21 protein-coding genes are annotated in these 21,335 nt (G+C 62.6%); 6 read left to right on the top strand and 15 right to left on the bottom strand.

From position 1 onward, the window contains the following. Positions 1-62 precede the first annotated feature (62 nt). Positions 63-443: a hypothetical protein gene (locus tag NKI19_RS23545; protein WP_352488596.1), complete on the top strand. Its 381-nt coding sequence runs from the start codon at positions 63-65 to the stop codon at positions 441-443. Next, entirely contained in the window at positions 440-1,144 is a 705-nt protein-coding gene (locus NKI19_RS23540; protein ID WP_352488595.1) for a DUF4760 domain-containing protein, read from the top strand. Before NKI19_RS23545 ends, NKI19_RS23540 begins: the two co-directional genes overlap by 4 nt. Before the next feature lie 84 nt (positions 1,145-1,228). Here the strand turns inward: NKI19_RS23540 and NKI19_RS23535 are convergent, their stop codons facing one another. Next, a complete protein-coding gene (locus tag NKI19_RS23535; protein WP_352488594.1) occupies positions 1,229-2,311 on the bottom strand; it encodes a trypsin-like serine peptidase in 1,083 nt (360 codons plus the stop codon). 393 nt (positions 2,312-2,704) lie between these two features. Here NKI19_RS23535 and NKI19_RS23530 point away from each other — a divergent pair, with 393 nt between their 5' ends. Next, on the top strand, positions 2,705-3,796 hold the full coding sequence (locus tag NKI19_RS23530) for a S1 family serine peptidase (protein WP_352488593.1): 1,092 nt from the start codon (positions 2,705-2,707) through the stop codon (positions 3,794-3,796). Positions 3,797-3,863: 67 nt separating this feature from the next. Here NKI19_RS23530 and NKI19_RS23525 read toward each other — a convergent pair whose 3' ends face one another. After that, positions 3,864-4,214 (bottom strand): hypothetical protein, encoded by a 351-nt coding sequence (locus NKI19_RS23525; protein WP_352488592.1) that lies wholly within the window; start codon positions 4,212-4,214, stop codon positions 3,864-3,866. A gap of 190 nt (positions 4,215-4,404) precedes the next feature. Between NKI19_RS23525 and NKI19_RS23520 the strand changes: the two genes are divergently transcribed. Beyond that, the gene (locus tag NKI19_RS23520) at positions 4,405-4,734 is read left to right on the top strand and encodes a DUF2934 domain-containing protein (protein ID WP_352491744.1); all 330 of its coding nucleotides are present in this window, start codon (positions 4,405-4,407) and stop codon (positions 4,732-4,734) included. Between the two features lie 29 nt (positions 4,735-4,763). Here the strand turns inward: NKI19_RS23520 and mgrA are convergent, their stop codons facing one another. From mgrA to NKI19_RS23485, 7 genes are all read right to left on the bottom strand, one after another. Beyond that, the gene (mgrA, locus tag NKI19_RS23515) at positions 4,764-5,810 is read right to left on the bottom strand and encodes an L-glyceraldehyde 3-phosphate reductase (protein ID WP_352565597.1); all 1,047 of its coding nucleotides are present in this window, start codon (positions 5,808-5,810) and stop codon (positions 4,764-4,766) included. Positions 5,811-5,939: 129 nt separating this feature from the next. Next, positions 5,940-7,088 carry a Gfo/Idh/MocA family protein gene (locus NKI19_RS23510; protein WP_352491746.1) on the bottom strand — a complete coding sequence of 383 codons (1,149 nt, stop codon included), beginning with the start codon at positions 7,086-7,088 and terminating at the stop codon, positions 5,940-5,942. 12 nt (positions 7,089-7,100) lie between these two features. Beyond that, positions 7,101-7,847 (bottom strand): sugar phosphate isomerase/epimerase family protein, encoded by a 747-nt coding sequence (locus tag NKI19_RS23505; RefSeq protein ID WP_292664725.1) that lies wholly within the window; start codon positions 7,845-7,847, stop codon positions 7,101-7,103. A 106-nt stretch (positions 7,848-7,953) separates the two neighbouring features. Beyond that, positions 7,954-9,084: an ABC transporter ATP-binding protein gene (locus NKI19_RS23500; RefSeq protein WP_352491747.1), complete on the bottom strand. Its 1,131-nt coding sequence runs from the start codon at positions 9,082-9,084 to the stop codon at positions 7,954-7,956. Positions 9,085-9,089: 5 nt separating this feature from the next. After that, entirely contained in the window at positions 9,090-10,025 is a 936-nt protein-coding gene (locus NKI19_RS23495; RefSeq protein ID WP_352491748.1) for a carbohydrate ABC transporter permease, read from the bottom strand. After that, positions 10,018-10,911, bottom strand: a complete 894-nt coding sequence (locus NKI19_RS23490) for a carbohydrate ABC transporter permease (protein ID WP_352491749.1) — start codon at positions 10,909-10,911, stop codon at positions 10,018-10,020. Before NKI19_RS23490 ends, NKI19_RS23495 begins: the two co-directional genes overlap by 8 nt. 107 nt (positions 10,912-11,018) lie before the next feature. After that, positions 11,019-12,257, bottom strand: coding sequence for an ABC transporter substrate-binding protein (locus tag NKI19_RS23485; RefSeq protein WP_292663281.1), 1,239 nt, complete (start codon positions 12,255-12,257; stop codon positions 11,019-11,021). Between the two features lie 394 nt (positions 12,258-12,651). Between NKI19_RS23485 and NKI19_RS23480 the strand changes: the two genes are divergently transcribed. Further along, positions 12,652-13,722 (top strand): LacI family transcriptional regulator, encoded by a 1,071-nt coding sequence (locus NKI19_RS23480; protein ID WP_352491750.1) that lies wholly within the window; start codon positions 12,652-12,654, stop codon positions 13,720-13,722. 282 nt (positions 13,723-14,004) lie between these two features. On the opposite strand, the gene NKI19_RS23475 is transcribed toward NKI19_RS23480, so the two are convergent. Continuing rightward, positions 14,005-14,313, bottom strand: a complete 309-nt coding sequence (locus tag NKI19_RS23475; RefSeq protein WP_352491751.1) for a hypothetical protein — start codon at positions 14,311-14,313, stop codon at positions 14,005-14,007. A gap of 88 nt (positions 14,314-14,401) precedes the next feature. On the opposite strand from NKI19_RS23475, the gene NKI19_RS23470 reads away from it, so the two are divergent. Continuing rightward, positions 14,402-16,075 carry a winged helix-turn-helix domain-containing tetratricopeptide repeat protein gene (locus NKI19_RS23470; protein WP_352491752.1) on the top strand — a complete coding sequence of 558 codons (1,674 nt, stop codon included), beginning with the start codon at positions 14,402-14,404 and terminating at the stop codon, positions 16,073-16,075. Positions 16,076-16,478: 403 nt separating this feature from the next. Here the strand turns inward: NKI19_RS23470 and NKI19_RS23465 are convergent, their stop codons facing one another. From NKI19_RS23465 to NKI19_RS23445, 5 genes are all read right to left on the bottom strand, one after another. Continuing rightward, positions 16,479-16,709, bottom strand: coding sequence for a hypothetical protein (locus tag NKI19_RS23465; protein WP_352491753.1), 231 nt, complete (start codon positions 16,707-16,709; stop codon positions 16,479-16,481). A gap of 188 nt (positions 16,710-16,897) precedes the next feature. Next, entirely contained in the window at positions 16,898-18,322 is a 1,425-nt protein-coding gene (gene gnd, locus NKI19_RS23460; protein ID WP_352491754.1) for an NADP-dependent phosphogluconate dehydrogenase, read from the bottom strand. 140 nt (positions 18,323-18,462) lie between these two features. Beyond that, positions 18,463-20,100: a copper resistance CopC/CopD family protein gene (locus tag NKI19_RS23455; RefSeq protein WP_352565596.1), complete on the bottom strand. Its 1,638-nt coding sequence runs from the start codon at positions 20,098-20,100 to the stop codon at positions 18,463-18,465. A 52-nt stretch (positions 20,101-20,152) separates the two neighbouring features. Then, positions 20,153-20,671 carry a YcnI family copper-binding membrane protein gene (locus tag NKI19_RS23450; protein WP_352491755.1) on the bottom strand — a complete coding sequence of 173 codons (519 nt, stop codon included), beginning with the start codon at positions 20,669-20,671 and terminating at the stop codon, positions 20,153-20,155. 25 nt (positions 20,672-20,696) lie between these two features. Continuing rightward, a complete protein-coding gene (locus NKI19_RS23445) occupies positions 20,697-21,233 on the bottom strand; it encodes a copper chaperone PCu(A)C (protein WP_352491756.1) in 537 nt (178 codons plus the stop codon). Positions 21,234-21,335 lie beyond the last annotated feature (102 nt).

Here is a 21,335-nt window from a genome sequence, read left to right as displayed (position 1 = left end):
CTGATAATGAACATTCTTCGACCGCCGCTGTCGGCGGCCGAACGGAACGGATGAGGGCGTTCGTGAACGGGATCGTATTTTCGTGGCACGCAACAATCGCCGGCCTTGCCGCCGGGCTGTTGCTGGCCGGCAATGCCTCGGCGGACGAGGCTTGCGGCCTCTGCGCCAAGGAGGTCGTCATCAACTCCGAACTGGCGAGCTGCTTTCTCGACCAGTACGACCAGATCGCCAAAACCGGCAACACCGCCGTCGTCGTCGATCTCAGCAGCTGTACCTCACGCGGCGTGGTCGAAGCGTTGCCGTCGCCAGGCAAGGCGCAGGTGGCGCCTGACGTGCAGTTCATCGTTTCGCGCACGCAGCTGGATTGCCTGAAGAAGAAGCTGGAGACGCCGGGCATCGTGCTCGACCCGTCCGCCACCATAGAACTGGACAGCTGCGGATGACGAAAGCAGGGGGCAGCGCAACGCAGCAGGCAGTGTCAGCGCCTGCATCGGGAAAGAAGCCGGTGTCGCTGCCGGAAACCGTCGAAGGCCTGCCGTGGGTGAGCAATCACGAGGTCAAGAAGGAGGCGAACCCGTTCACCGATCGCGACTGGCGCATGCTCGTCTATGCCTGGTCCGGATTGCTGGTGCGCCTGGCGATCATCTTCACCTTGATCTTTTCGGTCTACCACTTCCTGGCAAACCAGGAGCAGAAGCGCGTCGAGCAGACGATGTCGCTGGTCGAGCTCTGGGAAAGCAAGGACTACCAGCAGGCGCAACGGGCCCTCAAGCAACGCCTGGCGGCGCTCAACGCCAAATACGGCAATCTGCTCAGCGCCAATCCGACGCCGACCGAGGAACAGGTCTATCGGCAACGCATCGGCATCGAGGCAATGAGCGCAACTGGCGGCGACATGCCGCTTACCGAGTTCAGCGATAATTTCGACCGCATCGTCTATTTCCTCAACCGCCTTTCCTTCTGCGTCGAAGGCAGGCTGTGCTCGCGCGAGGTCGCCGACTCCTATTTCCGCGACTATGCCGCTTCCTTCTGGAGCTATTTTGCCGGCTATATCGACAAGGAGCGCAAGGCCGGCTCGCCGACCTTCGCCCTGCCGATCGAGAACTATGTGCGCCAGGCGCCACCTTCGACCCAGTCCAGATAATCCCCCAAAATGCGAAAGCCGGCGACGGAAATGCTCCGCCGCCGGCTAATTCTCCGCGACGATCGCGGCCGAAATTCTGCACGCCTATTTGTACAGGCTGTTGATCCACTGGACGTTGATGGCGTTCAGGCGCACGGCGGTATTGGCATCCGGGCTCTCGGCCACGTTCACGCCGGTGATGACGCGCTGCTTGGAGCCATTGTCATAGGCATAGACCGAGCTGCCGCTCGATCCTGGATACGTGTCGCAGTCGTACTGGAAATACTCGGTGGCGATGTTTTCGGCGTGCACTTCGCAGGTCGCCTTCCACATCGTGCCCATCGGCTTGTCGCCGGGATAGCCGATGATGTTGGCGGTAAAATCGCCGAGATCCACATAGTTGGCATAGCCCAGCCAGCCGAGATTGGTGCCGACATCCTGTTTCAGGGTGACGATGCCGAGATCCCACGGCACGACCGAGCCGTAAAAGCCCTGGTAATTGTCGATGAAACCCTGGATGACATAGGCGCTTTCATAGGTGAAGGCGCCGAACGGTGCGTCGTCGGCGGTTTTGCCATTGAGGGCCGGGACGAACAGGATATCGTCGAGCCAGGCCTTGTCTTCGTGGCTGTAGAGGCAGTGCGCCGCGGTGAGCACCGTGCGCGGGCCGATCAGTGTCGCCGAGCAGCTGCCATAGCTGCCGCTCTTCGATTTGCCTTCGAGATAGCCGATCGCGGTGAACGGGTAGGTCTTGGTATTCTTGATCTGCTCGCGGTCGTCCGTGCCGAACACCTGGCGGCCGGCCTCTTCGCCTCCGTTCAGCCCGGAATTATCGGACTTCTGCCCGTCGGCGGGCGCGTTCATTTCCTTGATGACAAGGTCCTTCAGCGTCTCGTTCGGGTCGATCTTGATGTCCTTGCCATCGGCGGAGCGGCCGATGATGCCGTAGGATTTGACGGCAGTTGCTTCGTCGGTGAGCGGCGCGGCGCGATTGGCCTCGTCGTCGGTCAATTTCGGCGGGGCGATCGGTTTCGCCCGGCCAGGCTTGTAATCGCCCGATGTTACGTCCCGCATGCTTTCGCCGTTGCCGGCATTGGCGGAACCTGGATCGGCTGCCAAGGCAGGAACCGCCCACATTGCGGTGGAAAGCAACGCGGACGCAATAATGCTATGTGTCAGTTTTGTCATGGTGAGACTCTCCCAAAAAGTCAGCAAGGACTGGATCAAGATAGAGAAATATTGTCGAGATCGTGGTGGCGCAGAAAAATGAAATTGGTTACCGGTGCCTTTACCGGGCCATTATTCAGTGCAGCCAGTTTAGGTCCCCGCCAAAAATGCCTGCAACGGTATACTGCCTAAAATAATCCAACATTGGCAACGACAAATTGCTTCCACATAGCCCGTGGGGGGCTATAGGATTTTGGGCGGGTTTGGCTCGACAGCACGACTGGCAGAAATGGTGCTCGGCTTTGTGACGGATCGTGCTTCGCCGTGGAGCATGATCTCACCGGCCGGTTCCATTTCAGTGGATCATGCGTCGGCGACTGACCTGTCGGGAACATCGTCTCAGGGGGGTTCGAGGTGAAGATCATCCATAGGTTCAGACCGATTGCCGCCGCGCTGCTCGGCATCGCGGCGGCCGTGCCGGCCGTCAATTCCGTTCATGCTACGGACGCGGCCGCCCGGCCGGAGGCGGCGATCTCGCCGATGAAACGCGTGGCCGAGGCGAGGGCCAAGGCCAGGGCGGAGGACCCCGACGGCGCCGATCGCGTCTACGGCGGCAAAGAGGCCGAGAAGGGCGCTTACCCGTTCCAGGTGGCATTGCTGACCACCGGCAAACTGGACAAAAGCCCGGCCTCGCAGGCGAATGCGCAGTTCTGCGGCGGCAGCCTGATCGCGCCGCAATGGGTGCTGACGGCGGCGCACTGCCTCAATGACGACGGCGAGCCGATTTCGCCTGATGTGGTGACCGTGCTCACCGGCGCCACCGATCTCAGCGAGGGCAAGCGCTACAAGGCGGTGGAGATCATCGTCAACGAGGGCTATAGCGAGCAGACGCTGGACAACGATCTCGGCCTGATCCGGCTGGCCGAGCCGGCTGATGCCCCGACCATCAAAATTGCCCGTGAGCCGACCCCCGACGCCGGCAAGACGACGGTCACCGGCTGGGGCAAGATGCAGGACGGAACATTTCCCACCGCGCTGATGGTCGCCGACCTGGACCTCCAGCCGAACGCAACCTGCAACAGCGGCATCAAGGCGATTTATGCGCGTGATTTGAAAGCAGCGCTCGGCGAGCTCGCCCGCCGCATGCGTTATTCGGAAAGGGGCATCGAGGCGGCCGCCAACGCGATTGCTGCCGATATGGCCGATCCGCTGACCGGCAACATGATCTGCGCCGGCACCGCCAGCGGCGAGCGCGACGCCTGCAATGGCGACAGCGGCGGACCGCTGTTCATGACCGGCGCCGATGGCCCGGTGCAGGTCGGCGTCGTCAGCTGGGGCGAAGGTCCGGCCGACGGCGGCACCGCCTGCGGCCACAAGAACGCCTACGGCATCTACACGCGGCTGGCCAATTACACCGGCTGGATCGAGGAGAAGATGAAAACGGCAGCGCCCGTGCCCGCAGCACCCAAAGCCCTCGGCACGGCCCAGAAGCCGGCCACGCCCTGACCGCTTTCGCCTGCTGATAAACGGCGGGAGCAATCCCGCCGCTTCTGCCAGGAAACTTTGGTCGGGACTAGAACCAGCGATCGCGGCGCTGGTCCGTGGCGGCCAAGGTGAGGCCGAGTAGCGCCCCTACAGCCGCTCCGAGTATGAATGCCGACGATACCGTGCCGGGATTGTCCTGGACGACCCCGGACACCGTCTGCGCCCTGTTGCGGAGGGCTTGTGCCGTCCGGGAGGCGCGCTCAGCAGCGTTGTCATACCAGCCGCCGGCGTCTTCGATCGCCTCTTCCGCGCGTTCGGCTAAGGTCCGATTGATCTTGCTGATCTCGCGCCTCAGCTGCGCGACCTGCTTCTCCAGGGCTTCCTGAGCTTCACGTTGAGTCATCTTCGGCGTTGCGGATTCGTTCGGTTCGTCGGCCATGGTAATCTCCTTTGCTCAGGTTCGGCTCAACGGCCGGCCCGCTATCTAGGTTCCTCCGCAAAACGCGTCTGCCCGGTGTTTGTTCGATGAGAGACTGGGTTTTGTCCGGCATGTGTGCAAAATCGGCTTGAACATAGGATCGTTCCGGCGCTCCCCGCGTTGGTGAAAACGCCACAAGGGAGGAACCGTCATGGACAACGATCGGCATGAAAAGATTCGGCAGCGAGCCTATGAAATCTGGATGCGCGAGGGCCGCCCGGATGGCGCGCATGAGCGTCATTGGCAGCAGGCGAAGCAAGAGCTTGGCTACGATGAGACGACGACCGGCCAGGCTGATGATGACGCGGCCGCGCACGGTCCAGCTGGAACGATCGCCAGTTCCGACGTTCTGACGGTCGAGGCACTGGCGATGCGCACCGGGATAACCGGCGATCAGGCGCAAGAGCTGATCGACAGGCTTGGCAACGACAGGGCGACGCTCGAGGAAGCCGCGCGGAACCTCAAGGCAGCCGAAAGTTAGAGCATTCACGGCTGCCCGGCCGTCGTCGCCTACTTCCGTGGCGGCCCCTTGCGTTCGGCCGATGCCGCCCAGAGGTTGATGTCCGACTCGCGGGCAAAGGTGTCGATCTCGGCGAGCTCGGCATCGCTGAAGTCGAGCGCCTTCAGCGCGCCGACGCAATCCTCGACCTGGTCCGGCCGGCTGGCGCCGATCAGCGCCGACGTCACCCTGCCCCGGCGCAGCACCCAGGCCAGCGCCATCTGTGCCAGCGTCTGGCCGCGGCGACGGGCGATGACGTTCAGCGCCTCGATATTGGCGATCGATTTGTCGTTGATGAATGCCGGGCGCAGCGACTTGCCCTGGCTGGCGCGGCTGCCATCGGGGATGCCGCCGAGATATTTGTCGGTCAACATGCCTTGCGCCAGCGGCGAGAACACGATCGAGCCGACGCCAAGCCCCTCGAGCGTGTCGAGCAGGCCGTCATCCTCGACCCAGCGGTTGAGCATCGAATAGCTCGGCTGATGGATCACGCAAGGCGTGCCGAGCTGCTTCAATATGTCGGCGGCCTCGCGGGTGCGCTGCGAATTATAGGAGGAAATGCCGGCATAAAGCGCCTTGCCCGAGCGCACCGCGTGATCGAGCGCGCCCATCGTCTCTTCCAGCGGGGTGTCGGGGTCGAAGCGGTGCGAATAGAAAATGTCGACATAGTCGAGCCCCATCCGCTTCAGGCTCTGGTCGAGGCTGGCTAGCACATATTTGCGGCCGCCCCATTCGCCATAAGGTCCTGCCCACATTTCGTAGCCGGCCTTGGTCGAGATGATCAGCTCGTCGCGATAACCGGCCAAGTCCGTCCGCAATATCTCGCCGAAGGCCCGCTCCGCCGAGCCGGGCGGCGGGCCGTAATTGTTGGCGAGGTCGAAATGCGTGATGCCGAGGTCGAAGGCCTTGCGCGTGATCGCCTGCTTGGTTCTGTGCGGCGTGTCGTCGCCGAAATTGTGCCACAGCCCAAGCGAGATCGCCGGCAGCTTCAGGCCGGACCGCCCGCAGCGATTGTAGACCATCTTTTCGTAGCGGTTTTCGGCGGGAACATAGGGCATGGAAAATTCTCATATCGAAACGAGCCCGACGGCTGCCGCCGCGACAGTGGGGCAGTCGAGCTTGCCACCCTTAGCCTCTCCCCGCGCAAACGGGGAGAGGCTTTTTGCGGTGCTTGGGAGGTGCGCCGCCTACTTGGTTTTCTTCTTCGCCAGCAGCTCCTTCGCCGCCTTGACGCCGAGTGCCGCAGGCCGCTCGCAGCTGGTCTGCATGGCGACGAACTTTCCGGTCTCGCCCGAGCGCAACAGGCCGGTCATGACGTCGACGGCATGCAGCGCCAGCTCCATCGAGCAGCGATGCGGCCGACCTTCCCTGATCGCGATCGCCATGTCGGCCAAACCGGCGGTGCGGTAGTTGGCCATCATGCCATGCGAATGCATCTCGTTGGGCACGCCGAACGGATGCCGCCATTTCGGCAGCTTCTTTACCGGCTTGGCGGCTTCGGTGTAGCGCACCTCGCCACCGAAGAAGTTCGGATCCGGCACGAACACCGTGCCTGCCTCGCCATAGAGCTCCATCGGCGCGTGGCCGTGGCTCCAGACATCCCAGCTGGTGTTGAGCGTCACCACGGCGCCGTTCTCGAATTCCAGCACACCATGGATCGTCGTCGGCGTGGAGACCGGGATCTTTTCGCCGGCGCGCGGCTTCGAGCTGATGACGCGTTCCGTCATCGGGATCGAAGCAAAAGCCGCGACCTGCTTTACCGGCCCGATCAACTGGATCAGGTTGGTGATGTAATAGGGTCCGATGTCGAGCACCGGCCCGGCGCCCGGCTGGAAGAAGAAGTCCGGATTGGGGTGCCAGTGCTCCATGCCATGGCTCATCACATGACAGGTGCCGCTGGTGATCCTGCCGAGCCTGCCGGTGTCGATCAGGTCGCGGACAAGCTGGTGCGCGCCGCCGAGGAAGGTGTCGGGGGCAGAGCCGATGCGCAGCCCCTTGTTTTCCGCCCGTTTCTTCAGGTCGAGCCCTTCCTTGACCGACAGCACGAAGGGCTTCTCCGAATAGACGTGCTTGCCGGCGTCGAGGATCTGCTTCGACACCTCATAATGCACCGCCGGAATGGTCAGGTTGACGATGATGTCGATATCGTCGGCCTTGAGCAGCCCCTCGACGGTCTCGGCGCGCAGCTTGAACTCTTTTGCCCGCGCTTTCGCCGCTTCCATGTTGATGTCGGCGCAGGCGCGCATCTCGATGCCGCGAAACAGCGGCGCCAGTGAGAAATACGCCTTCGAGATGTTGCCGCAGCCGATGACGCCGATCCCAAGTTTTGTTGCCATGCTGGTGTGCTCCTAATAGGTCTTGGCGGCTGCGATCGAGCGGCGGGCGAAGCGCTCGATGTCGTTGGGATTGTCCTGTTCCATGACGTAGTATTTTGCGGCGCTTTTGGCGCGCAGCGCCTTGATCAGGCCGGGCCAGTCGATAGTGCCGTGGCCGACGTCCGACCAGCCGTCCTCGTCGAGGCCCTCGCCCGGCTTGGCCAGGTCCTTGACATGGACGGCGACGATGCGCTTGCCGTGCTTCTCGATCCAGGGCAGCGGATCGACGCCGCCGCGCACCACCCAGGCGACGTCCATCTCCCAGCCGATATCGGGCGCGGAAGACAGGATATGATCCTGCGGCACCGAGCCGTCGGCAAGCGCCTTGAACTCGAAATCATGGTTGTGCCAGGCAAAACCATAGCCGGCTTTCTTGGCCGTCTCGCCGACCTTGGCCAGGCGTTCGCCGAAGCCGCGCCAGCCGGCCGCGTCGGCCGGCCTGAACTCGGCGTTCAGGAAGGGGCAGATGAGCAGCGTGATGCCGAGCGCGTCGGCCGTCCTGCGCACGCCGTCGAAATCCTTCTCGAGCGCGTCGATCGAGAAATGCCCGGTCGGCATGGCAAGGCCGTTCTTGTCGAGCTCGGCACGGAACGCCTTGGGATCGTCATAGACGCCGCCGAACCCTTCGACTTGGCTGTAACCAAGCTCGCCCAGCATTTTGAGCACGCCCTCCCAGGGCTGGAAATTGCGGGCGCTGTAAAGTTGGAATGACCAGTTCATCGTCTCTGTCCGTTTTCTTGTGGATGGTTAGTTTTGGGGGGATGAGTAAGTCTTGGGGGATGAGTCTTGGGGGGAATGGAAGAGTCTTGGGAGGCTAAATCATGCTCTAGAGGCGGTTACCTGTGGCGGCGTCGAAAATCGAGGCGCGCATCGGGTCGAAGCCGATGCCAACGGCCTCGGCGTTGTTTGGCGTGCGCTCGGCTGTCACCCGCACCGTGAAATTCTGGCCGCCGAGCTTCAGCCAGACCAGCGTGTCGGAACCCATGGGCTCGACGACCTCGACACTTGCCGTGGCTGCGAACGGCCATCCCGTGCCGCTGTTGAACGCCACGTGCTCGGGGCGGATTCCGAACACGGCCGGCCCCGGCACCGGGTCCTTTTCGAAGGTATAGGTGGCAAGCGGTATCCGCACATCCTCGGCGACAAAGTGCCAGTCGCCTGCCGCCTGCTCCAGCCTGCCGTCGAGGAAGTTCATTGCCGGCGAGCCGAGGAAGCCGGCGACAAACCGGTTGACCGGCCGGTTATAGATGGTCTGCGGCGCATCGAGCTGCTGGATGACGCCGCCCTTCATCACCGCGATGCGGTCGGCCAGCGTCATCGCCTCGATCTGGTCGTGGGTGACGTAGATCATGGTGTTCTCGAGCTTGCGATGCAGCAGCTTGATTTCGACGCGCAATTCCGCGCGCAGCTTGGCGTCGAGGTTGGAGAGCGGCTCGTCGAACAGGAAGACGTCGACGTCGCGCACAAGTGCGCGCCCGATCGCCACGCGCTGGCGCTGGCCGCCGGACAGGGCCGCCGGCTTGCGATGCAAGAGCGGTTCGATCTGCAGGATCTCGGCGGCCCGGGCGATGCGCTTGGCGATCTCGTCCTTGGCAAGACCGGCAACGCGCAGCCCGAACGACAGGTTCTTCTCCACCGTCATCTGCGGATAGAGCGCATAGGATTGGAACACCATGCCGATGCCGCGATCCTTGGGCTCTTCCCAGGTGACGTTCTTGCCCTTGATGAAGATGCGGCCTTCGGAAACGTCGAGCAGCCCGGCAATGCAGTTGAGCAGGGTCGACTTGCCGCAGCCGGACGGGCCGAGCAGCACGATGAACTCGCCTTCCGCGACATCGAGGTTGAGCGTCTGCAGCACCGATATCGCGCCGAAATTCAGCGACAGGTTCTGGATCGAGACGCTGGTGCCGTTTGCCCCCTTGCTGCCGTTTACCGCAATGCTGCCGTTTGCGTTCATCGCCATCATCCTTTCACCGCGCCGGCGGCGATGCCGCGCACAAACAATTTTCCGGACAGGAAATAGACGATCAGCGGCACCAGGCCGGTCAGGATGGTGGCTGCCATGTTGACGTTGTATTCCTTCACGCCTTGCACCGAGTTGACGATGTTGTTGAGCTGCACCGTCATCGGATAGGTGTCGGGGCGGGTGTAGACGACGCCGAACAGGAAGTCGTTCCAGATGCCGGTCACCTGCAGGATGATGGCGACGACGAAGATCGGCAGCGACATCGGCAGCATGATGCGGAAGTAAATGCCCCAGAAACCGGCGCCGTCGACACGCGCTGCCCGGAACAGCTCCTCCGGCATGGAGGTAAAGTAGTTGCGGAACAACAGTGTGAGGATCGGCATGCCGAAGATGGAATGGACGATCACCAGGCCGCTGAGGCTGCCGTAAAGGCCGACTTCCCGCAGGATGATGACGATCGGATAGATCATCACCTGATAGGGGATGAAGGCGCCGACGATCAGGATGATGAAGAAGGTGTCGGCGCCTTTGAAGCGCCAGTTGGCAAGCGCATAACCGTTCACCGAGGCGAGCGCGATCGACAGGATCACCGACGGGATGGTGATGCGCACCGAATTCCAGAAGCCACGCGACAGCCCGTCGCAGTTGAGCCCGGTGCAGGCGCTCGACCAGGCCTTGACCCAGGGCTCGAAGGTGATCTCCATCGGCGGCGAGAAGATGTTGCCGAGGCGTATCTCGGGCATGCCTTTGAGCGATGTCACCACCATCACGTAGAGCGGCAAAAGATAGTAGAGCGCGACCACGATCAGCGTGCCGTAGAGGAAGATGTTGCGGCGCGAGAACGTGTGGCGCGGCTTCGGTCCGCTCGGCCCGTAGGCTTCGAGCCCGCTGGCGGCGCCAATGGCAGGCGATGAAACGGCTTGGTCAGACACGCTTCTTGCCTCCGAACTCGAGATAGGCCCACGGCACGATGACGATGATCACCGACAGCAGCATCATCGTCGAGGCGGCGAACCCCTGGCCGAGGTTCTGGGCGAAGAACATGTAATCATAGACATATTTGGCCGGGACTTCGGAGGCGATGCCAGGCCCGCCGCTGGTCTGGGCGACGACAAGGTCATAGACGCGAACGATGTTGGAGGCGACGATGACGAGCGTCGTGATGAAGACCGGCCGCATCATCGGTATGATGATGAACAGATAGGTCTTCCAGGTCGGTATCCCGTCGACCCGCGCGGCCTTCCAGATATCCTCATCGATGCCGCGCAGGCCCGCCAGCATCAGGCACATGATGAGCCCGGTGCCTTGCCAGAGAGCGGCGATCAATATGCCGTAGATGACGATGCTGGAATCATAGAGCGGATTGAAGCTGAAGCTCGTCCAGCCGAGGCTGCGCACCACTCCCTGGACACCGAACTCTGGGTTGAGCAGCCATTGCCAGACGAGACCGGTGACGATGAAGGACAGGGCGAAGGGATAGAGGAAAATGGTCCGGAACGTGTCCTCGAACCGGATCTTCTGGTCGAGCAGGGCAGCAAGCAGGAAGCCGATGACCAGCGAGAACACCAGCGACAGCACGCCGTAGATCAGCAGGTTCTCGATCGAGATCAGCCAGCGCGGCGTTGCCCACAGCCGGTAATACTGGTCGATCCCGACGAAGTGCAGCCGCGGCAGCAGCTTGGAATTGGTGAAGGAATACAGCACCGTCCAGACGGTGCCGCCGACAAAAATCACCAGCGCGGTGAAGATCATTGGGATCGAGGCGATTTTCGCATTGAGGTTGCGAAAGAGTTGGCTGGGGCGTTCGCTCTTGCTCATCTGCACAGCCGCGCTGGATCGGGTAAGGGCGGGAAGGTCAAGAGGCCTTGACCCGAGCTCCCGACCCTGCGCTCGCAGGGGCGGGAGTGAGGCGGTTGGTCGATCGGTCAATCGGCCGAACCGACGATGGCGGCGAAGCGCTTCTGCGCATCTTCCACGGTCATGTCCTGCTTGGCGAAGAACTCGGAGAAAAGATCCTCCTTTTGCTTCTGCGTATCCTGCGAAAGCAGCTGATCGGTCCAGGGCATGACATTGCCCTTGGCGAGGATTTCGAGGCCCTTTTTCATGCAGTCGTTCGCCGCCTTGAGGTCGACGTCGCCGCGCACCGGCAGCGAACCTTTCTTGAGATTGAAGGCGACCTGCGTCTTGGGATCGAGCAGCGTGTGGGCCAGCACTTCCTGCGCCTTCGATTTTTCGGGGTCCTTCAGCAGCGGGAAGTAGAAAGCGTCGCCGCCGGTGGCGATCATCTCGTTGAGACCGAGGCCCGGAAGGCAAGTATAGTCCTTGCCGGCGACCTGACCGGCAACCTGGAACTCGCCCTGCGCCCAGTCACCCATGATCTGGCCGCCGGCCTTGCCGGTGATGACCAGATTGGTGGCCTGGTTCCAGTCCTGCACATTGGTGTTCTTCGCCATCTTGCGGGCGTCGTCCGCGGCCTTGAAGACCTTGGCGACTTCGGGCCCGGCGGCGAATTCCGCGTCCTTGTCCTTATAGACCTTGAGGAAGGCGTCGGTGCCGCCGACCGCCGCGAGCAGCACGTCGAACGCGCCGGAGGCTTGCCAGGGCTGGCCGCCGACCGCGAGCGGCTGGATGCCTGCTTTTTCAAGCGCGGGCGCCGCAGCGACATATTCATTCCAGTTCTTCGGCACCGGCACGCCGGCTTTTTCGAAGGCGGCATTCGACAGCCACAGCCACTGCCAGGAGTGGATGTTGACCGGCACGCAATAGATTTTGCCATCGAGGGTACAGCCGTCGAGCAGGCTCTTCGGCTGCACGATTTCCGTCCACTTTTCCTTGGTGGCGAGATCGGTGAGGTCGCGCATCAATCCGGCCTGCACCAATTCTTCCGCCTGCCGGCCGTGATTGAACTGGGTCGCGCCCATCGGGTCGCCGCCAGTGATGCGGCTGATCATGATCGGCCGCGCCGTGCCGCCGGAGCCGGCGATAGCGCCGTCCACCCAATGATTGCCTGTTGCGTCGAAAGCCTTGGCGAGTTCGGCGACCGCTGCCGCCTCGCCGCCGGAGGTCCACCAATGGGTGACTTCCAGATCCGTCGCGGCCGCCGGGCCGGCGAATTGCAGCGCGACCGTCGCAGCCAGTGCAGCAGTCATGAGTTGGTATCGCATTTCGTTCCTCCCAGAATCTGAAACGTTACAGATTTTCGATACGGCAATTGCTTGAGGCGCGCAACCCCTCAGGCGAAGGTGGTATCAAGTTTTTTCGAAGCACGAATAAAATCGCGCGGCTCACTGGCCTACCGCATCGCAACAAGCGGGGTTGCACTGCAAAATGGAATGCTGCGACGCCAAAAAATCGGAAAAGCCCGTTCCAATCACGGTTTTGCACCGATTTGCGGCACCGCTCGTTCTGCATCTGTCACCAGTGATATGGCGATGGTCGTGACAATCTGTAACGTTTCAGTATATAGCGGTTTCATTCGGTGAAGGCCCGCGGCGAACCCGCGGCCGGCCGATTGCCGGGCGGTTCGGCAACTGTTATGCGCCTGACGGGGCGGGACGAATGAACAGGCATCAAAAAGAGAAGGCCGACGAAGCGTCGGGCCAGGGCCGGCCGACACTGAAGACGCTCGCCTTCATGACCGGGCTGGGCGTCACCACCGTGTCGCGCGCGCTGAAGGATGCGCCCGAGATCGGCGCCGAGACCAGGCGGCGCGTCCAGCTTGTCGCCAAGCAGATCGGTTATCGGCCCAACCGTGCCGGCGTACGCCTGCGCACCGGCAAGACCAATGTCATCAGCCTGGTGCTCAACACCGAGCACGAGATCATGAGCTTTGTCTCGGATATCATCTACGGCGTTTCCGAAGTCATTGCCGACACGCCCTATCATTTGATCGTGACGCCCTACTCGCGCTCGCAGGATCCGCTCGACCCGATCCGCTACCTCGTGGAAACCGGTTCAGCCGACGGCGTCATCATTTCGCGCACGCAGCCGAACGATCCGAGGGCCCGTTATATGGTGGAGCGCGGCATCCCCTTTGCCACGCATGGCCGCACCGATATGGGGCTGATCCATCCCTATCACGATTTCGACAATTACGCTTTCGCGGCCGAGGCAGTGCGCCATCTGGCCGGCCTCGGCCGCCGCCGGCTGGCGCTGCTGGCGCCGCCGGTCGAGCTGACCTATCACGGCCACACGCTCGCCGGCTTTGCCGATGCGCTGAGCGAGGTCGGCGCCAGCGAGATCCCGTTCAACACCGTTTCGATCGATCATTCGATCGAGCAGATCAGAATGCGGACGGCGCAGCTGATGCGCCGCGAAAACCGCCCGGACGGTTTCATCAGCAGCGCCGCCGCCGCGACGCTCGCCATCGTCGCCGGCATCGAGGACGCCGGCCTCAAGCTTGGCCGCGATGTCGATGTGGTATCCAAACAATCGTCGGAGCTTCTGCACCTGTTTCGCAGCGAATTGCTGGTCGTCAACGAGAACTTCCGGCTGGCCGGCGCCGAGCTCGCCCGCTCGGTGCTGGGCTGGATCGGCGGCGCCGCACCCGGCACCCTGCAAAGCCTGAGCGAACCGGGCGAAGTCCAGGCCTATCGCCGCCCCGACCAGAGCGGGATACGTTCAGATTGAACTGGGCTCCATCTAACTGTCTTCCCTATGGCAATGGACGGAAGTGGGCGCGCTGTGACGGATCTCTTGCCGTAGTTCCGGAACGCCTAACGTCCTCAACAGGGATGTCGGCTTTCACGCGGCAAGGGGTCGTAGGTGAACGGTCGATTTGGCGGCCCGTTGCTGACAGTCAGCCTTGGCGCCGAGAGCGGACCTGCAGGTTAAGACTGCAAGTCTTCAATATACGGACCGTGGTCGGTCGCATGCGAGATGAAGCTGTCGAGGGGCGATCGAGGATCACCCTCACTGACCCTCCTGAGCAACTTGGGAGATACTAGCCGTTGGAGTAGGATCAAAGTTAGTCAGCTCACAGAACGTGGAAGAAGCAAAAGAACCCGGTTGCGGCGGAAGAAATTCCCCCTGGTGCTTCCATGCGAAGCAGATTTTGATCGTGTCGAAAGATTTTTGTTCTCGGCGTTCATCGAAGCGGCCATCGACAAATACAAGAGAAATTATATGCGCGGTTGCATTTAGAGATTGAGGATCTGCTTTCGCAGCCGTTGACACTGTCAGGAAAAGAGCCAGAGCGATGATGAGCTTGGTGCGATTCATGTCGTCCTCCCTTTCATCCGGTGCCGCCAGGATCGCTTGGAGGCGACGGCCGAATGGGCTATGCTAGGAGGCGCGCCAAGAGGGTGAAATGTCCCGAACGGCCCCTGAAATTGACCTGAAATCTGCTGAAACGGTCACGTTCCGCGGTTTTGTTTTTCTTGCGAACAGCAACGAACTCCGAACCGTGGAAGGCAAAGCGGTCAATCTTCGCAGCCAGTCCGTCGAAGTGCTCTCCGTGCTCGCGGCGCGACCAGGCGAAATCGTGTCCAAGGATGCGATGATGCAGGCGGTTTGGCCCGATACCTTCGTGACCGAAGACAGCCTTACTCAATGCATTGCCGATATTCGCCGCGCATTGGCGGACGACGCGCACGTGATCGTGGAAACCGTGCCTCGGAGAGGCTACCGATTGAACGCCGATCTATCGGACGCGGCAGACCCAAACGGAGCAGCCGGCACGGAACGTGCCAGGACACGATTCTCGCAGCGCGGCTTCATTCTTGCTGCACTCGCTCTCCTTGCGGCAGCGATCGGCGCATACTACGGCGCGGAAGCATGGCGAGCCGCTACCGTTCGTTCGAGCGACATGCCCAGGATTGCAGTCCTTCCCTTCGACGACATGAGTGCCGGTGCGGATAAGGGATATCTCAGCGATGCCGTTGCCGAGGGGATCATCACCGAGCTGGCGCGGAGCAAGACTTATGCCGTCATCGCGCGGAACTCGAGCTTCAGGTACCGCGATAAGCCCATCGACACCAGGCAGATCGGAGATGAACTCGGCGTCGACTACCTGCTCGAAGGCAGCCAGCAGAAGGCCGGAGACCGGCTGAAAGTGACCGCCCAGTTGCTGAATGCGCATGACGGATCGCATGTCTGGGCCAACACCTACAACCGGGAGATCGGCGATCTTTTCGTCGTCCAGGAGGAGATCATCCGCACGCTTGCGGCTCGGGTCGGGCAAAGGATCGAGCGACCCTTGCCACAGAGCGACGCCGCCCGGGTTAGCGCGCTCAGTTATCTCATGATGGGGTCTGCCGCGAACAAAAAGGATTTTTCTGCCGCGGGGAACGAACTGCTGCGGCAGTTCAGCCTCACGGCGATTGAAGCGGATCCGAACTCCCAATTCGGCTATATTGGGCTGGCCTGGTCCTATCGCTTTGATTCGGTATTCTGGCACAAGCAGGAAAACAATCCCGACGAGGCGTTGAAGCGGGCCGCAGAGTACGCCGACAAGGCCATCCTGCTCGCTCCGGACGATGCCAACGCGCATCAAATCCGCGCCCAAATCCATAGTGAAGCCGGCGAGATCGAGCAGGCCATTGCGCAGTTCGATCAGGCGATCGCCCTGAACCCCAGCGCCTCGAATATCCTCGAGGGCAGTGCGGCCCCGCTGCTCTTTGCCGGCCGCACCGACGAAGCGATCGATCGGATCGAGCTGGCCAAAGGCATCGATCCCTTCTACCCCGACTGGTACAACTGGGACATGGGCTGGGCGCTCTATGAAAAGAACGATTGCGGGGCTGCGCTAACGGCGATGCGGAAAATGTCCCCAATCCCGATCGGCGCACACCGAATGCTTGCGGGGATCTACGCTTGTCTGGGAAACCAGCGGGAGGCAAAGGAAGCGCTTGCGGTTTTCCTCAAAGACTCGCCCGGCGACTCCATCAGCAAACAACGCAAGCAGTGGGAGAAGAACTGGACCGCCCCCGGACCCCTCGAGCGCTGGATCGGACACATGCGGTTCGCGGGCTTGCCGGAGTGACGGCTGACCGTATGCGGCCCGGCAGAAGCCAATTGGCCGCAAAAAACCGTTGAAGCCTTTGTGTTGTGGGCGCTGGTTGCCCTCAAAGCAGGATCATCCTTCGCAAGAATATTGGATGCGGGAACGTCGGCAATGGCAATGGACCGACTTGCGCCATAGTGCGCTCGCACCCCAACTTCTGGAACGGGGCCGACGGCTGCGGTTCATCGGCGATGCCTCGAACTTCCGCAGATGGCGCAACCGCGACCTCCAAAATGGTCGCCAACAATGTCTGCTCTCAGGTAGTGACAACAGTCACCTCAATGGCCGATATGCGGCGCAGTCCCGACGTCCAGATGGCGAACCGCCGGACCGGCCCGAGAACTCCCAACGGCGCGCTTGAGATCACCCGCGCGCGGCTCTACTAATCCGAAAACCTCACGCTCACGCCACGCTGCCGAAAATAGGCCTGCATCAACTTGCGGCCCGAGCGGTTGTTCTGCGCCAACTTGGTCGGATCGAACACCGCCTGTTTTATTCCTTCTCGTGTCAGCGCCGCTTTAAGCGTCGCGATATGTGCGTCGATGTTGGCATTGTCCGCCCGGAGGGAGGCATAGATACTTTCGGTCGCCTGGGCCACGGTCGGTTCGCTCACAGGTGTCGTCCTTTGGTTGGTTGAGCGGCGGCTTACCACAGATTCGCGGCTCCGCCGATACCGATGAGACCGTCAATCGTCTCTACCGGCATAGCAGGTTCCCGGCGCGACCCGACACCTCAGTTGGTCGCTGGAGATGTCTGCTTTCTGGCAACCGCAAAATTGGACTCTAGGTCCAAGTCGCGGCGCTAACCCGCGGCGCCGCTTCCCCATGGGCCATGGAAAGCGCCCTGCCCATCGATGCGCTCGAAGCCGTGCGCGCCGAAGAAATCGCGTTGCGCCTGGATCAGGTTCGAAGTGCCGCGGCCCTGCCGGTAACTGTCGAAATAGGCAAGTGCGGATGACAGGGCCGGCACCGGCGAGCCGGCTTCGGCCGCCCTTGCCACGACACGGCGAAGCGACGGATGTGCCTCCTGCATCAAGGAAACGAAAGCCGGCGCCATCAACAGGTTGGTGGCCGCACCGCCGGCGCCGAAGGCCTCCGCCATCGTATCCAGCAATTGCGAGCGGATGATGCAGCCGGCCCGCCAGATCTTGGCGATGACCGGCATCGGCAGGTTCCAGTTGAACTCCTTCGATGCGCCGCTCATCACCGCGAAGCCTTGCGCGTAGGCGGCGATCTTGCCGGCAAACAGCGCCAGCTCGAGATCGCCGAGCAGGGCGTTCCTGTCTCCGGAAATCTTGCTCACGCCGCCGCCATAGACCTTTTCGGCGGCCAACCGCTCGTCCTTGATCGACGACAGCACGCGGGCCGCCACAGCCGCCTCGATCGCGGTGGCCGGGATACCGAGCTGCTGCGCCTCGATCACCGACCATTTGCCGGTGCCTTTCTGGCCGGCGCGGTCGAGGATGATGTCGACCACCGGTTTGCCGGTCTTGGGATCGTCGGCGGCCAGCACCTTGGCGGTGATCTCGATCAGGTACGAGTTGAGCCGGCCCGTGTTCCACTGCGAAAACACCTCGGCGATCTCTTTCGGCCCCATGCCGAGCCCGTCGCGCAATATGCCGTAGATCTCGGCAATCATCTGCATGTCGGCATACTCGATGCCGTTGTGGATGGTCTTGACGAAATGGCCGGCGCCGTCGGTGCCAAGCCACGCCGCGCAAGGCTCGCCCTTGAACTTGGCCGAGATCGCGGTCAGCACTTTTTCGACGCGCTTCCAGGACTCTTCGGTGCCGCCCACCATGATCGAGGGACCGTGGCGTGCGCCCTCCTCGCCGCCGGACACGCCCATGCCGATGAAAGTCAGGCCCGAATCGGTAAGCTCCGAGAAGCGCCGCATCGTATCGCGGAAATTGGCATTGCCGGCGTCGATGACGATGTCGTTGGCCGACAGCACGCCGCGCAATGCCGCGATCTGCTCGTCGACCGGCTTGCCGGCCAGCACCATGATGATGATCGGCCGCGGCGGCCGGATCGCGGCGGCCAGTTCCTCGAGGCTGTAGCAAGGCACCACCCTATCCCTGAGCGCGCCGGCATTTTCGACAAAGGCATCGGTGCGCGCCCCGGTGCGGTTGAAGACGGCGATGCGGTGCCCCTTCTCGGCGATATTGAGCGCCAGGTTGGAGCCCATCGTGCCAAGGCCGATCAGGCCTATTTCGGCTTTTTCCATCGTTTCTTCCCTGCTTTCGGATCTTGTTGCTTTGAGCCCGCGATTGGGTTGGACGCCCATTCTTGATGGCGATGATTGACGGGCCTTCAAGGCCGCGTCAACCGTCTCGCCGAATTGTGTTGCGCGGACCAGCGCTGTCTTCATGGCCGGATATCGATCGGCGCCTCTATCTTCACCATCTCGAAATCCGAGACCAGGATATCGAGCCGCGCCGTCCACTGGCCGGCGACCGGAATGACGAGATCGTCGACGCGCCAGGTGCCGTCGCCGGGCTTTGTCGCCGCGCGTTTTATCGGCTCGATGCCGGAATCGGGCTTTGACAGGACCAGCGTCACCTGCTTGGCGGCGAGCGGGCCGAAATCGCCGGTCATGATGAAGATCGAAGCGGCAACAGGCCCGGCATGGCCGGGCACAATGCTGAGATCGGCCATCGCTTGCAGCGTGTGGATATGCACCGACGCCGGCTGTGCCGCGACGATCGCCAGCGCGCGCGGCGGCGGCGTGAAGCGCCAGCCGGCGGCAACGCCGAAGATCGCCACCACGATCAGCACCTCGATGCCGATCGAGCGGACCAGCCGCCGCTGGACTTCCGTTTCGCCCGCCTCAGCCGGGACCGTAAGCTTGAAGCGGTTGACGGCAGCGAGCGTGAACAGAAAGACAAGCAGCACCAGCTTGATCAGCAGCAGCCGGCCATAGGCAGTGTGGACCAGCGCCGACGGCGTTTGCACCTGGATGACGGCGAGCACGATGCCGGCTGCCGCAAGCACGGCCACGACGAACAGGATCGCTCGCGAAAACCGGCGCAGCAACGGCCCGGCTTCGGCCGGCTGCCGTTTCAAGGCTAGACCGAGCGGCATCAGCGCGCCGGCCCAGACAGCAATGCCGACGCCGTGCAGAAACACCATCGGCCTTGTCAGCCATTGCGGCTCGGCGGCACTGGCATGCCCGCTGGCGGCAAGTGCAGCGCCGACGCCGACCAGTCCGGCCAAGGCGAGCGGCCTGGCGTCGGCGGGCGGCACGACCAGCGACAACAGGCCAAGGCCGAGCGCCATCAGCGCGATCAGCACCGTCCAGCCAAAGCTGGTACCGAGCGCGGTCTGCCAGATGACCGGCTGCGCCAGCCGGGCGAGCGGCGCACCGAGTGCATCCAGCCCCTGGAAACCGAGCGACAGCGGTGCCGCCGCCAGCCCGCACAGGATCGCAGCGACGACAAGGTTCCGGCCGGATCGCCCGCCTTGCGCCAGCCAGGCCAGCGCAAAGGCACCGCCGACGCCGAAGAACAGGCCGATATACAGAAAAACCTTGCCAATCCAGATCGCCGTTCGAAGCCCCAGGTCGACGGCTTCGGAGGCGGCCGGCGCGGCACTCGGTGCACCGACCGAGAACAGCACCGAGCCGCCTACTGGATGCCCGTCGGCGGAGATGACCCGCCAGCTCAGCACATGCGTGCCGGATTTCAGCGCCTGCGGATTGTCGATCTCGACGGTCTGGCCGCTGAGCCGGAAAGAGGTCAGCGGGACCGGCGTGCCGTCGGGCCGCACCAGCGTCAGCACCAGCGGCGAAACCGGCTCGCTGAAGGTCAGCGACATCTGCGACGGGCTCTGCGCCAGCACCGCACCGTCAGCCGGCTCGGCCTTGATCAGCGCCGCATGGGCGAAGGCCGGACCAGGCATGGCAATTGCGGCGAGCAGCACGATGGCGGCAAGCAGGCCAGCCACAAGCCGGCCAGAATAGTTGCCGGCCATGCAAGCTTGCCGCAGGAAGGATGCCGCGCTCATCTCACCGCCAAGAGCAGCGGCGCGCTCATCCGCCAAAGCGCGCCGCAGGAGCTCACTTCTTCGGCAGCAGCTTGAGGCCGGGCGCCGGAAATTCCAGCGCGTCCTCAGCCTGCCCGGCCGCCGGAATTTCGATCCAGCGATCGGCAACCCCGTCACATTCCTGCACCACCGGGAAATGCAGCATCTGGCCTGCCGGCAGGTCCGCCGCCAGCGTCGCGCGAAAGACGAATTCGTCGTAGAATTCGTCCGGCAGGCTGCCGGCGCTCCAGTCGATCTCCTTGACGCCGCTGGTCACTGCCTGGCCGTAGAGCTGGTAGGACTTCTCGTATTTGCCGTTCTTGACCTGCAGCGTCCAACCCGGCTTCGGCATCGGTTTGACCGAAAGCACCCCTTCCGGGATCTGCACGCGCAGCGCGGTCGTAGCCTTGCCCTCGCAGCCATGCGGCACCCGAAGAACCGCCTTGTAGGTCGAGCCGACCGCCGCCTCCGGCGTTTCGAGCGTAATGTGGGCAAAGGCCGCGCTGGTCCCGAGGACAAGAAGCACGCAGCCGGGCAAAAGAGATTTCTTCATGACGGTACCTCTCGAAGCGGCCAAGTCAGTCGTCGTCCTGGGGCGCCGCGCTGCCGATGCCTTGCACGGCGAATTCAATCTGCACGGGCCCGGCTTTCTCGAAGGTCAACGTGGCGGAGAACATTTCGCCCTCCTTGGGCTGCCGCTTCAAATCCATGAACATCAAATGATAGCCGTTGGGCGCCAATGCGACCTTGCCACCGGCCGGGATTTCAAGGCCGCCGGTGACCGGCCGCATGGTCATGACGCCATTGCTGACGCTCATCTCATGCAGTTCGGCCTTGGCCGAGATGTCGGAGGTGATCGACAGCAGGCGATCCGCCGCACTGCCGGTGTTGGTGATGGTGAAGTAGCCGCCGGCTACCTTGGCACCGGATGGTGTGGCGCGCGACCAGGGGTGCCCGATCTCGAGATCGCCAAGCTTGAACTCATGTGCCAACACCGTCTGGGCGCTGGCGAACAGGAGGGCAAGAACGCAAAGGGCGACGCCGAGACGCTGCTCGAAACCACCCAGTGCGAAGCGCCTGCGGCTGGATGCGGCAGCGCGAAAAGAGTGAGACATGATTGCTCCGTGGACTTTAATGGGGGATCGCGCCGATGGCCGGTCGCGAACGATGTCGATAAACGCGCCGGCAAAGCGTTGCGCGGCGCGAACCAGAACGGA

This window comes from Mesorhizobium sp. M0751, from assembly GCF_040320265.1.
GTDB lineage: Bacteria > Pseudomonadota > Alphaproteobacteria > Rhizobiales > Rhizobiaceae > Mesorhizobium.
Note: the sequence above shows the minus strand (reverse complement) of the source record. Positions and strands in the feature narration are given on the sequence as shown.